Origin of the sequence: Candidatus Nanosynbacter sp. TM7-075, from assembly GCF_022828255.1 — a bacterium.
Classification (GTDB): Bacteria; Patescibacteriota; Saccharimonadia; order Saccharimonadales; family Saccharimonadaceae; genus Nanosynbacter.
Genome location: NZ_JAJQJW010000001.1, coordinates 153,244 through 166,182 on the forward strand (window position 1 = coordinate 153,244; position 12,939 = coordinate 166,182).

Annotated in this window: 10 protein-coding genes and 1 pseudogene; 9 read left to right on the plus strand and 2 right to left on the minus strand. The window is 46.4% G+C overall.

The annotated features are described in order from the left end of the window. Positions 1-57: 57 nt before the first annotated feature. Positions 58-995 (plus strand): annotated as a pseudogene (locus LRM42_RS00815) (thymidylate synthase). A gap of 53 nt (positions 996-1,048) precedes the next feature. On the opposite strand, the gene LRM42_RS00820 reads toward LRM42_RS00815, so the two are convergent. Both LRM42_RS00820 and LRM42_RS00825 read right to left on the minus strand, forming a co-directional pair. After that, on the minus strand, positions 1,049-1,384 hold the full coding sequence (locus LRM42_RS00820; RefSeq protein WP_243816392.1) for a hypothetical protein: 336 nt from the start codon (positions 1,382-1,384) through the stop codon (positions 1,049-1,051). Between the two features lie 46 nt (positions 1,385-1,430). Next, positions 1,431-1,925: a dihydrofolate reductase gene (locus LRM42_RS00825; protein WP_243816393.1), complete on the minus strand. Its 495-nt coding sequence runs from the start codon at positions 1,923-1,925 to the stop codon at positions 1,431-1,433. 104 nt (positions 1,926-2,029) lie between these two features. Here LRM42_RS00825 and LRM42_RS03955 point away from each other — a divergent pair, with 104 nt between their 5' ends. The 8 genes from LRM42_RS03955 to LRM42_RS00865 all read left to right on the plus strand — a co-directional run bounded on the left by LRM42_RS03955 (position 2,030) and on the right by LRM42_RS00865 (position 12,929). Then, on the plus strand, positions 2,030-2,749 hold the full coding sequence (locus tag LRM42_RS03955; protein WP_243816394.1) for a dCTP deaminase: 720 nt from the start codon (positions 2,030-2,032) through the stop codon (positions 2,747-2,749). 2 nt (positions 2,750-2,751) lie between these two features. Then, a complete protein-coding gene (locus LRM42_RS00835) occupies positions 2,752-3,192 on the plus strand; it encodes an HIT family protein (RefSeq protein WP_243816395.1) in 441 nt (146 codons plus the stop codon). Between the two features lie 2 nt (positions 3,193-3,194). Next, positions 3,195-3,839 (plus strand): dTMP kinase, encoded by a 645-nt coding sequence (gene tmk / locus LRM42_RS00840; protein WP_243816396.1) that lies wholly within the window; start codon positions 3,195-3,197, stop codon positions 3,837-3,839. 170 nt (positions 3,840-4,009) lie between these two features. After that, positions 4,010-7,351 (plus strand): DNA-directed RNA polymerase subunit beta, encoded by a 3,342-nt coding sequence (gene rpoB / locus LRM42_RS00845; RefSeq protein ID WP_243816397.1) that lies wholly within the window; start codon positions 4,010-4,012, stop codon positions 7,349-7,351. Position 7,352: 1 nt separating this feature from the next. Further along, on the plus strand, positions 7,353-11,186 hold the full coding sequence (gene rpoC, locus LRM42_RS00850; protein ID WP_243816398.1) for a DNA-directed RNA polymerase subunit beta': 3,834 nt from the start codon (positions 7,353-7,355) through the stop codon (positions 11,184-11,186). 273 nt (positions 11,187-11,459) lie between these two features. Further along, positions 11,460-11,873 carry a 30S ribosomal protein S12 gene (gene rpsL, locus LRM42_RS00855; RefSeq protein ID WP_129631024.1) on the plus strand — a complete coding sequence of 138 codons (414 nt, stop codon included), beginning with the start codon at positions 11,460-11,462 and terminating at the stop codon, positions 11,871-11,873. Positions 11,874-11,875: 2 nt separating this feature from the next. Next, positions 11,876-12,355: a 30S ribosomal protein S7 gene (gene rpsG, locus LRM42_RS00860; RefSeq protein WP_129635155.1), complete on the plus strand. Its 480-nt coding sequence runs from the start codon at positions 11,876-11,878 to the stop codon at positions 12,353-12,355. Between the two features lie 79 nt (positions 12,356-12,434). Then, positions 12,435-12,929 carry a YajQ family cyclic di-GMP-binding protein gene (locus LRM42_RS00865; protein ID WP_243816399.1) on the plus strand — a complete coding sequence of 165 codons (495 nt, stop codon included), beginning with the start codon at positions 12,435-12,437 and terminating at the stop codon, positions 12,927-12,929. The last annotated feature ends 10 nt before the right edge of the window (positions 12,930-12,939 follow it).

Below are 12,939 nucleotides of genomic sequence, written 5' to 3' on the forward strand. Positions count from 1 at the left end.
TTATGCTTGTGGTTTTTGGAGGATATTGTCATAATTTGAGATAGGCAAGGAGGGCTTATGAGGCAATATTTAGACGCATTGAAATACGTTCGTGATAACGGTGCGCAAAAAGGCGATCGTACGGGAACGGGGACGACAGAAGTTTTTGGTATTCAGACGCGATATAATTTGGCGGACGGATTTCCAGCTATGACCACGAAGAAGTTATATTTCAAAAGCGTCGCTCATGAGCTTTTGTGGTTTCTCAAGGGTACGGGCAATATTGAATATTTGGCGCAAAACGGCGTTCATATCTGGGATGAGTGGCCATATAAAAATTACCTAGAAAAAACTGGTCAGAAAATACCAGAAATTAACGGCGACAAGTGGCGCGCTGGCATGAAGGAATTTATTGATAAGATTGCGAACGATCATGCGTTTGCTGAAGAATGGGGAAATTTGGGACCTGTTTATGGTGTCCAATGGCGAAAATGGCCGGACGGGAAGGGCGGAATTATTGACCAGATTCAGAACGCCATTGACATAATAAAGACAAACCCAGAGTCGCGTCGGAATATCGTGAGCGCGTGGAATGTGGCGGAAATTGATGACATTGTCCAAGCCGGCGGGCTGCCTCCTGTCATACAATGTTTCAATTTAACGTAAGATCCGGTAAAGACGGCGAGAAGGATAAACTGGATTTAGCGCTGACTCAGAGATCGGCGGATATGTTCCTTGGGGTGCCGTTTAATATTGCCAGCTATGCGCTGCTTTTGTCGATTGTCGCTCAGGTTACCGACAAGCAACCCGGCGAGTTTATCCATACCTTAAATAGTGCACATATTTACAATAATCACCGCGCGCAGGTTGACGAGCAATTATCGCGCCGTCCGTTGCCGCTACCAAAGCTGTGGTTGAATCCAGACATCAAGAGTATCGACGATTTCACTATTGACGATATCCGCCTGGAGGACTACGAGCATCATCCACCGATCAAGGCGCCGATTGCTGTGTAGTGTGATTTGCGTGATTCGTGATTTTTACGTCTGTTGGCTGAGGCTGTCGGTTTTTATTCTTTATCAGGATCCTCGGTTGTAAAGGCTATATAGTTCTGGTCCTCAGTGTCGGAGCGTCGTAGTCTGGTAATCTCTTGATCGGGTAGAGCGAGGCTCAGTTCTTGAGTGTTGGCGTCATACATTATGGTCGCGTACCTTCCTAATATTCTAGTTCTTCCGTCTTCGTCTGTCCATTTTTCTATGACGGGAACTTTATCATTGAATGTTGTGTTGTTTGCTTCGGTAGGTTTGCCAGATAGTAATATTGTTTTGCCTTCTGGGAGATCTGCAAGCGTGACATCTTCCATTCTCTCAAGGACTGCTACGCGTACTGTGGGTCGTTCGTTCATAATCTCTACTATACCACAAACATCAAATACTGTCAACTTAAGAAGGCTATTTTCTTTTATACATCACAAAATCAAAATCGTAATTATTTTCATTATCTACCGAATGATGTGCGCGACTTACTTCCTCCCATGCGTCCATATCTATTTCTGGGAAAAAAGTGTCAGCATCGGGAAACTCGGCATTAACCTCTGTGGCGTAAATAGTGTCAATTTCTGGAATATCTAGCGCGTCTTTATAAACTCGTGAGCCGCCAATAATAAAAGTCGGATATCGCGATAAAGCCAGGGCACTTCGTAAATTCATAGCCGTAAGAACTTTTTTGACGCCAGTTGGCTTGGACGAGATGACGATATTTTCTCTGTCTGGAAGTGGTCGCGAGCCAATTGACTCAAACGTTTTTCTGCCCATGATGACATTGCTATTTCTCGTCAAACGCTTAAAATTCACCAAGTCGGCCGGCAAACTTCGCCCCCACGGCATATCGCCATTTTGTCCGATGGCGCGGTTTTTATCGTAAGCTACAATAATGGCTTTTTCCATAATTTCAGTTTAACATGCTGTAAAATTTACTGAAAGCTTGATAGGAATGCATAAACTTGCCATAATAAGATTTGGTAGAAAAATCACGCAATGGGAGGTGTTTAGTGAGCGTGTACTCAAATAAAGATATATTAGCGGCGATTGAAGACGGGACAATTGTCTGTACGCCGTTCAACCCAAAAAACGTATCGGAAGCCAGCTTAGATTTTACGCTAGGCTTTAATTTTTATAAGCAGGAATATGACGATATTTCGCGAGTTTATAATCCGTTTGACGAGTCTGAGGTCAATCGATACTTCAAGGGTCCGCTTAAGGCAATTCCGCACGCCGAATGGTGTGAGCGGCACGGTTTTCGGGAATTTAAGAATATTCCGCCAGATCATCCGATTATCGTACTGAAACCTGGTGAGCGAATTTTGGCACACACGCACGAATTTGTTGGAATTCGGACGCATGGCGGCGCGGCTGAGGTGAAAAGTCGTAGCTCTTGGGGGCGAAACGGCGTGGCGGTGTGTTTTGATGCTGGCTGGGTTGATCCGGGATATATCAATCGGATTACGCTTGAGATTTACAATTTGAATAAGCATGAGAGTGTGGTTTTGCCTGTTGGCGAACGTATTGGGCAATTGATTTTTCATCACACTGGTCAGGTTGATGGCGGATATGCTAGTGGACGCGGTGGAATGAGCGGCAAATATCAGCACACTGACGATTTGGATGAATTGATAAAAACTTGGCGTCCAGAAATGATGTTGCCGCGGGCGTTTAAGGACCGTCGACATAAACCGATGAAAATCGCGGGACTTAGCGAGGGGATTTTGTGATGATGGCAGGTTCAATGTTTCGCTCACGGACGAAGGAAAAAGAATATATCGATCACAGGAAAAAGCACAAGTCTGACGGCTGCGATTTTTGTCAATTGGTAAAGCATCACACAGATCAGGTCGTTGGTGAAACTGCGCATTGTCTGATCATTAAGAACAGATTTGGCTATAATTTTTGGGATGGCTGCGGCGTGGACGACCATTTGATGGTGATACCGAAACGGCACGTGGATTCGCTGGCGAATTTGAGCGACGAGGAAAAGATTGACTATATGAATCAGATTGCGAAATTTGAGAATAACGGCTATTCGATTTACGCCCGAGCTCAAGGAAGTAAAACCAGGTCAATGGCGCACCAGCACACGCATTTTATAAAAGTTGACGGCAAGGCGAAAAAGATGATGATTTATCTGAATAAGCCGCATACTGTGATTACGAGGTAATGATGAGCGACGCGGGAAAATATATAGTTATCGAAGGCAATGACGGGACGGGCAAGTCGACGCAGGTCGCGAAATTGGCGGAATATTTTCGGTCAATCGGGCGAACGGTCTGCGTGATCGAAGAGCCGGGAAGCGATGATCCGGAAAAATCAACTCCGATAGCAAATGAACTTCGAAAAGTTATAAAAAACGGCGATCTGGCGCGTTCTGCGGCGGTGAATGTGGCGCTATTTTCTGCAGCTCGGCGTGAACTATGGCGGGAAAAAATTCAGCCTGCGTTGGAACGTGGGGAAATTGTTTTGAGCGCGAGAAATTATATTTCAACGCTGGTTTATCAGGGGCGAGGCGAAGGTTATGACGAGTCGGAAATTCTGCGATTGACAGAATTGTTCACCGATGAAAAATATTTGAAGCCAGATGTTATGGTTATTTTGAGTTTGAGTCGCGATAAGCGGGAAGAGCGAATTTCTATGCGCGGCGAGCTGAAAAATCCTGATACTTTTGAGTCGCGTGGGCAAGATTTTCAGAAAAAAGTCGACGATGGATATTTGGAGATTGCCAAAGTATACGGAATTCCGGTAGTTTCTGCTGACGGGACGATTGACGAAGTTCACGATATGTTGATTGATAATATTGAAAAACACTAGTAAAACCCCTTGATTTTATTGACGTTTTTCGTCATAATGAGTAGTTATAGAAGTAGTGTATTCATGGCGGGTGAAAATTGCGAGTAGGCAAATCGTGATTTTGGGCTATGAATTAGAGATCTTCACGGCCGCCTATTAACCACTAATTAAAGCGAGGAGTGTTTACGCCTGTGGCAAAAAAACCAACCACAAGTAGCGAGCGCGTCTATTTCACCTCTGGTGATAATGCCCTGCCGCTACCAAACTTAATCGCTCACCAAAAAGATTCTTGGCGCTGGTTCGTCGAAGAAGGTTTGAGTGAGATATTTTCAGAAATTAACCCAATTGACGACTACACTGGTCAGAAGTTGTCATTAAAGTTCGGCAAATACTATTTTGGCGAGCCAAAAAACACTGACCAATTTGCCAAAGAAAACAACTTGACATTTGAGGCTCCGCTGCACGCAACGGTTGAATTGACAAACAAGACAACTGGCGTAGTTGAAGAGCAGGAAATTTACCTCGGTGAATATCCATGGATGACCGAGCGCGGTACATTCATTATCAACGGTACGGAGCGCGTGGTTGTTAGCCAGTTGATTCGCTCTGCTGGTGTTTTCTTCACTGCTGAAACGGTAGCGGGACGTAATTACTACGGCGCAAAAATCATTCCAGGACGTGGAGCTTGGATGGAATTTGAGACGGCTTCTAACGGCGCAATTTACGTAAAAATTGATCGCCGCCGCAAGATGCCAGCAACGACTTTGTTGCGCGCTTTGGGCTATCCAAAGACTAGCGAAATTAAAGAGTTGTTCGCTGATATTGACACTGGTGACGTAAAATACATTGACGAAACTTTGGATAAGGATACTTCTCGTGGTGCAAACGAGGCGTTGATTGAGGTTTATCGTCGATTGCGTCCAGGCGACTTGGCAACGGTTGATAACGCTCGTCAGATGATTGAGCGAATGTTCTTTGACTTCAAGCGGTTCGATTATTCGCGGGTTGGTCGTTATAAATTGAACCAACGCTTGGGTCTGGATGTTGCAAATACGGCTGAAAATCGTACGTTGCAAATGAGCGATTTGGTGGCGATTTTGCGTGAAGTTATTCGCTTGAACAATACGCAAGAGCCAGCTGACGACATTGACGCATTGAGCAACCGCCGAGTTCGCTTGGTTGGTGAATTGATTGCCCGACAATTCCGTGTTGGTATGCTTCGAATGCAGCGTAACGCGATGGATCGCATGAGTGTGGCCGATTTGGAAAGTGTTAGCCCAAGTCAATTGATTAACGCTCGTCCAATTGTTGCAGCTGTTCGTGAATTCTTTACTTCAAGCCAGTTGTCGCAGCTACTTGACGAAGTTAACCCATTGTCAGAATTGAGTCACAAGCGACGCTTGAGCTCGACTGGTCCTGGCGGTTTGACTCGTGAGCGCGCTGGATTTGAGGTTCGTGATGCCCACCCAACTCACTATGGTCGTATCTGTTCAGTGGAAACGCCAGAAGGTGCGAATATCGGTTTGGTGCTGAACTTGGCGGCTTACGCACGTGTTAATGAATATGGATTTATTGAAACTCCATATCTTCGTGTGAAAGACGGAAAAGTCACTGATGAGCTTGTTTATTTGGATGCTTCACAGGAAATTGGTGAAGTTATTGCCGATGCTGGTGAGGCTCTTAATGAAGACGGAACTTTCCGCGACGAGCGCGTTAATGCTCGAAGTAACATGCAGCCATCACAAGTTGATGCTAGCCAAGTTACATTCATGGACGCAGCTCACCGTCAGATTCTAGGTTCGACTGCGGCGTTGGTTCCGTTTATTGAAAAGACTCGTGTCGACCGTGCTTTGACTGGCTCAAACATGCAACGCCAGGCGGTTCCTCTATTGTGTCCAGAATCCGCAACTGTTGGTACTGGAATTGAAAAGGCCGTGGCTGAGAATAGTGGTCACTTGATTCAGGCTAGTGGCGACGGTGAAGTCGTTCGCGCTGATGCCGACGAAGTTCACGTTAAATATGCCGACGGCGTAAAGATTTACACGTTGAAGCATTTCGTAAAGAACAATGACGATCGCTGCTACAACCAAAAAGTCCGCGTTGAGCGTGGCGACAAGGTTAAGAAGGGCGACATTCTGATTGAAGGCGCCTCAATTGCCGGCGGTGAAATTGCCCTAGGTAAAAACCTTCTGGTTGCCTTTATGCCATGGGGTGGCTACAACATGGAAGACGCGATTATTATGAGTCGTCGTTTGGTTGAAGATGATCGATTGACAAGCATTAACATTAAAGATTACACCGTTGAGGTTCGTGAGACGAAGCTTGGTCCAGAGATTGTGACGCGCGATATTCCAAACGTTTCCGAGGAAAGTTTGCGTCACCTGGACGAGAACGGGATTGTTCAAATTGGTTCAGAGGTTAAGGCTGGCGATGTTTTGGTTGGTAAGATTACACCAAAGGGCGAGCAGGAATTGAGCTCCGAGGAGCGCTTGCTTCGCGCAATCTTCGGTGAAAAGGCTAAGGACGTTCGCGATACATCACAGCGAATGAACAACGCAGGCGGCGGTAAAGTTGTTGGCGTTAAGATCTTTAGTCGTGAAAATGGTCACGAGTTGAAGGCTGGCGTTTTGATGCAAATTCAGATCTTCGTTGCGCAATTGCGAAAGATTGGCGTTGGTGACAAGATGGCTGGACGATTCGGTAACAAGGGTGTTGTGGCGAAAGTTCTTCCTGTTGAAGATATGCCATTCCTAGAAGACGGTACGCCAGTTGACGTAGTTTTGAACCCACTTGGTGTGCCAAGCCGCATGAACCTTGGTCAGATTTTTGAAACTCACCTTGGTATGGCAGCGCGAGCATTGGGCTACCGTGTGGCAACTCCGTCATTTAACGGTGTTCCAAGTGAGAAGATTTCCGACGAGCTAGAAAAAGCTGGTTTGGCGCGTGACGGTAAGAGTCAATTGTTTGACGGCCGCACCGGTGAACCGTTTGAGGAGCGAACAACAGTTGGTGTGATGCACATGATTAAGTTGCACCACATGGTTTCTGACAAGATTCACGCCCGCTCAACTGGTCCATACACGATGGTTACTCAGCAGCCGCTTGGTGGTAAGGCGCAAAACGGTGGTCAGCGCTTCGGTGAAATGGAGGTTTGGGCATTGGAAGCTTACGGCGCCGCTGCAACCCTACAGGAAATGTTGACAATTAAGTCCGACGACGTTTACGGTCGTGCAAAGGCTTACGAGTCAATCATTAAGGATGAGCCAATTGTTGGTCCAAAACTTCCAGAATCCTTCAACGTGTTGGTTAAGGAGCTTCAAGGTCTGGGTCTTCGAGTTGACTTGGTTGACGACGAGGCAACAGTTGACGCTGAGCACGTTATTGCTTCAAGTGGTCCGGAAGACAAAACCGTTGCTGCTGACAATGAGGAAGAAGAAACATACTTGGACGAATCAGATGACATCGGTGAAATTGACGATGGCATGAGCGTGCAAGATATTGATGAAGTAGAAGAGATAAAGGAGGACGCGTAAGATGGCAAATTCTGCATTTAACGCAACGGGCATCAGCGATTTTGACGCGGTTCGTTTGGCGGTAGCTAGCCCAGAAGACATTCTGAAATGGAGCTACGGCGAAGTTTTGAAGCCAGAAACAATTAACTATCGCACACAAAAGCCAGAACGCGACGGATTGTTCTGTGAGCGAATCTTTGGTCCAGTTAAGGACATCAATCCACACGACTCAAAGCTTAAGGGTGTTCGATCACGCGAAGCTGCTGTCGATAAGAACGGCGAATTGGTCACTAAATCAATCGTTCGCCGTGAGCGAATGGGACACATTCAATTGGCAGTTCCAGTTGCGCACATTTGGTTTATGCGCGGCACGCCAAGCGCCATGAGCCAGCTGCTTGGCATGACGGTTCGTAATATTGAGAAAATCGTTTACTTTGCAACTTACGTCATCTTAAACGTTGACGAAGCAACTCGTGATCAATATTTGGCAGATTTGGAAGCGGAAACTGATTTGGCTCGTAAGGCTATCAAAATCCGTTACGAAAAAATGGCTGAAGAAGATGGCGCTGATGTTAAGCAACTAGCTAAAGAGCAGAGCCGTGAAGTTGAGGAGTTGGAAGAAGCTTACGTTGGTAAGAAATCTCAGTTGGAAAGCTTAAACAGGGGTGCTTTGATCTCAGAGAGCGAATATCGCAACTTGCCAGAAGAATATGACGAATTGATCGAAGTTGGCATGGGCGCCAGCGCAGTCAAGGAACTTTTGGACAATATTGACCTACCAAAGCTTATCGCTGAATTAACAGAGGAAGCTGAAACTGCAAAAGGTCAGCGACAGAAGAAGTTGCTAAAGCGCTTGAAGATGTTGGAGAGTATGGAATCTGCTGGTATTAAGCCGTCAAGCCTATGTATGACCGTTCTGCCAGTTATTCCTCCGGATCTTCGTCCAATGGTGGCGTTGTCTGGTGGCCGATTTGCGACATCTGACTTGAACGATTTGTATCGCCGAATTATCAACCGAAACAATCGCCTAAAGAAGTTGATTGAGCTTAACGCGCCAGAAGTTATTCAGCGCAATGAAAAGCGCATGCTTCAGGAAGCTGTTGACGCTTTGATTGACAATTCAGCATCACGCGGTCGCGCGGTTAGTTCGACTGGTGGTCGCCGTAGCTTGAAGAGCTTGAGTGATATGCTAAAGGGTAAGCAAGGTCGCTTCCGCCAGAACCTTCTTGGTAAGCGCGTTGACTATTCTGGTCGCTCGGTTATCGTGGTTGGTCCAAAATTGAAGATTAACCAATGTGGTTTGCCAAAGCAAATGGCGCTGGAATTGTTCAAGCCGTTCGTGATTAGCTGGTTGATTAAGAATGAATTTGCGCACAATATTCGCTCGGCTTCACGCCTAATCGAAGCTGGTGAAGCTGTAGTTTGGGACGCGCTGGATTCAGCAATTGAAGGCAAGTACGTGTTACTTAACCGCGCACCAAGTTTGCACCGTTTGTCAATTCAAGCCTTCCAGCCAGTTTTGGTTGAAGGAAAGGCTATTCAGTTGCACCCGCTAGTTTGTGCCGGATTTAACGCCGACTTCGACGGTGACCAGATGGCTGTTCACTTGCCGCTATCAAAAGAGGCTCAAGCTGAGGCTCGTGAATTGATGAGCGCAACTGCCAACTTATTGAAGCCTGCCGATGGTGCGCCAGTGCTGCACATTTCGCAGGACATTGTGCTTGGTAACTATTACTTGACTTACGACAAGCCACAAGCTCAGACTGATAAGATTAAGACTTACAGTTCTGTTTACGAAGCAGAAATGGCTTACGACAATGGCGTAATTCACTTGCAAACCCCAATTCGTATCTTTGCGAAAGGTAAAATGCGTGAAACAACTTTGGGTCGCGTCTTCTTCAATGAAATTCTGCCTGAAGATTTCCCGTATGACAATAATGTCCAGACCAAGAAACAGCTTAAGAAAGTGCTGGCGCAAATCTTTAACAAGTACGGCGCCGAAGAAACCGCTAAGATTGCAGACCGCATGAAGGGTCAAGCTTTCCGCTTTGCTACGGTTGCGGCTGTGTCGACTGGTATGACCGACTACGTCCACTTCGAGGAAATCCCTCAATTTGTGGCTGAAGGTGATGCTAAGGCGGCTTTGATTTCTGAGCAATTCGACCAAGGTTTGATTACTGAGGAAGAGCGATATAACTTGACGGTTAGCGCATGGCGAAACGTCGACAATAAGATTACGGCATTCCTGAAAGACCAATTGGCGCACATGGACACCAGTATTTCTATGATGGTTAACTCTGGTGCTCGTGGTGATATTTCCAACGTGAAGTTGGCGAGCGCGATGATCGGTGTTCAGATGGACGCAACCAACCATGAGATTGAGCTTCCAATCCGCAGCTCTTACACCGGCGGTTTGTCTAGTCTTGAAGCCTTTATTGCAACTCGTGGCGCACGTAAGGGTCTTATTGATACAGCTCTTAAGACTGCCGACTCAGGTTACTTGACTCGTCGTTTGGTAGACGTTGCACAAGATGTCTTTACCGTTGAAGACACTGATGGAGATGACGAAGGTTACGCAATTTACCGATCAGAAACTGAAGAGACGATGATTGACTTCTCAAACCGTTTGGCTGGTCGTTATGCTGCTGAAACAATTCCAGGTCACGTCAATAAGAATGAATTGATCACGCGTGAAATCGCAGATTCAATTGATGACGACGAAAGCATTGAAAGCGTTAAGATTCAGTCTGTATTATCAACAAATAACCTTAACGGTATTCCACAGCGAAGTTACGGTATTGATATGTCGACTGGTAAATTGGTTGGCAATCATCAGCCAGTCGGTGTTATCGCCGCTCAGTCAGTTGGTGAGCCGGGTACTCAGTTGACGCTTCGTACCTTCCACAACTCTGGTGTTGCTGGTGGTGACATTACCCAAGGTCTTCCTCGTGTTGAAGAGTTGTTTGAAGCGCGCACGCCAAAGGGTCAAGCATTTATTACGGAAGTTGCTGGTTTGGTCGATGTTTGGGAAGATGGCAAGAAGTATATCGTTCAAATTACACCAGAATCCGGCAAGGTTGAACGATTGCCATTAGAAGGACGAACCGTTGTGGTCAAGGCTGGCTCAAGCGTTAAGGCTGGCGATGTCTTGGCAACTGGCGAGAGCGACACTCGACCTTTGATTGCGCCGTTTGACGGTGTAATTGAGTCGGCCGAAGATACTTTGGTGATCGCGGCAGAGGCTGCTTCGCCAACTCGTTATGAAATCCCAGGCAATATGCAGTTGGTCGTTAAGGCAAACGATGTTGTTGAAGCTGGTGATCGATTGACGGCTGGATCGTTGAACTTGCACGATTTGATGCGACTTAAGGGTGTTGAGGCAACTCAGCGCTACATCATCAACGAAGTTCTGCGAATCTACGCTGCTCAGGGTCAGGACGTGGCTGACAAGCACTTGGAGATTATTGTTCGCCAAATGTTTAGTCGCGTGCAAATCGAAGATGCTGGTGATAGCGAATTCGTGACTGGCGACATCGTTTCTAAGGCCGCTGTGGTCAATGCGAATAAGCAATTGGCTGCTGAAGGTAAGAACTTGATTAGCTACACGCAATTGCTACTCGGTATCACAAAGGTGTCAATCTGGAGCGACTCATGGCTATCAGCCGCATCCTTCCAGGATACTACTCGCGTCTTGATTAACGCCGCCGTATCTGGTCGAGCCGACCACTTGCACGGTTTGAAGGAAAACGTCATCATCGGACGCAAGATTCCAGTAGGAACTGGTGCTGTCGAAGAAGGCAAAGAACTCGAAACACCGAGCGAAGACGAATTCGTCGAAGAAGAAGTTGTCGCTTAATAAGTAGGCTTCGCAACTACAGGAACCGCCTCAATTCCGGGGCGGTTTTCTATTAAATTTTAGTGACATCTATTATTTTTATATTTTGGGTAGATATTTGACGTCAAGTGTGTTATAATTCCTCTCAGAGTTTCCTCTTTTCGGAGTGCGCGGTGGTTTGAATGTGTACAGACTGCAATCTCGGCGGAAAAGGTATAGACACGGAGAGGAGTTGCTGAATCCAAACCGTAAGGCAAAATGCCATAATTAGTTAATCAACCAAGGAGAAATTGGATGCCAACAATCAACCAATTGGTGCGCAAACCGCGCCAAACGGCTAAGAAAAAGTCCAAGTCGCCAGCACTAGGTCGTATTCATAACGCCCTAAAAACACGTTATTACGACCAGAATGCACCGCTTAAGCGTGGTGTTTGTGTGCGTGTGACGACTAAGACGCCAAAGAAACCAAACTCAGCTTTGCGTAAAGTTGCTCGTGTTAAATTGAACAACGGCTATGAAGTTTGGGCGTACATCGGTGGTGAAGGTCACAACTTGCAGGAGCACGCTGTGGTCTTGATCCGCGGTGGTCGTGTGCCTGACCTTCCTGGTGTACGTTATCACATCGTACGTGGCGCACTTGACCTTCAGGGTGTTAACAACCGCAAGAAGGGCCGCTCTAAGTACGGTACAAAGAAAGGGGATAAATAATCATGCCTCGTAAAGTTACCAAGAAACTGCAGCGTGAACTTAAGCCTGATCGCCGATACCAAAGCGTACTAGTTCAGCGTTTGATCAACAAGTCAATGCTAGACGGCAAGAAATTGGCGGCTGAGCGCGCTGTTTACGCAGCCCTAGAAACTGCCGCTAAGAAATTGGATTCTGAAGATCCATTGGCAGTGTTTGAAAAAGCATTGAAGAACGTTAGCCCAAGCTTTGAGGTCAAATCTCGCCGCGTTGGTGGTGCTAACTACCAGATTCCATTCCCAGTTCAGGGACATCGACAATTGCACTATGCGTTTAGCTGGCTAGTTCAAGCAGCTCGCGCTCGTAGTGGAATGCCATATTCACAGCGTTTGGCATTGGAAATTGTTGACGCTTACAATGAAGCTGGTGCTGCCTTTAAGAAGAAGGAAGACACCCACAAGATGGCTGAAGCTAACCGCGCCTTTGCGCACTTTGCTCGCGGCTAATTATTGCCCGAAAGCAAAATCAGAAAATCGCTCTAAACGGGGCGATTTTTTGGTATAATAGAAAAAATTAGGAGGGAAGATGGCGAGTTTTTCGTTTGATATTGTGTCAGAAATTGACAAGGCTGAGATGAATAATGTTTTCATGCAGGCTGAAAAAGAAATCCAAGGGCGTTATGATTTTAAGGGGACGAGTGCGGCAATTGATTGGCTGGACGATAAAAAGGGTATGAAAATTACCGGCGACAATGATTGGCAAGTTGACGCCGTATTAGACATCGTGCGCAAGAAGTTGGCGGGGCGCGGTCAATCAAGTAAAGTTCTGGATTTATCAAAAGAGAAAGTTGTTTCGAACCTGAAAACGACTTGGGAGATTCCGTTCAAGCAAGGTCTTGATCAGCCGACGGCGAAGCAGATTGCCGCTGATATTCGCGCTAATGCGCCGAAAGCTAAGCCGCAAATTCAGGGCGACCTCGTTCGTGTTACTTCTGCGTCGAAGGATGAACTACAGAAAGTTATTAGTTTATTGCGAGAAAGTGATTATGACACACCTTTGCAATTTGTAAATTATCGTTAGGATTGAAGCG

Coding starts and splice junctions, on each gene's coding strand:
- rpsG (WP_129635155.1), top strand. CDS start 11,876: ATGCCTCGTAAAGTTACCAAGAAACTGCAGCGTGAACTTAAGCCTGAT.
- LRM42_RS00865 (WP_243816399.1), top strand. CDS start 12,435: ATGGCGAGTTTTTCGTTTGATATTGTGTCAGAAATTGACAAGGCTGAG.
- rpoC (WP_243816398.1), top strand. CDS start 7,353: ATGGCAAATTCTGCATTTAACGCAACGGGCATCAGCGATTTTGACGCG.
- LRM42_RS00835 (WP_243816395.1), top strand. CDS start 2,752: ATGGCAGGTTCAATGTTTCGCTCACGGACGAAGGAAAAAGAATATATC.
- LRM42_RS00820 (WP_243816392.1), bottom strand. CDS start 1,384: ATGAACGAACGACCCACAGTACGCGTAGCAGTCCTTGAGAGAATGGAA.
- tmk (WP_243816396.1), top strand. CDS start 3,195: ATGAGCGACGCGGGAAAATATATAGTTATCGAAGGCAATGACGGGACG.
- LRM42_RS00825 (WP_243816393.1), bottom strand. CDS start 1,925: ATGGAAAAAGCCATTATTGTAGCTTACGATAAAAACCGCGCCATCGGA.
- rpsL (WP_129631024.1), top strand. CDS start 11,460: ATGCCAACAATCAACCAATTGGTGCGCAAACCGCGCCAAACGGCTAAG.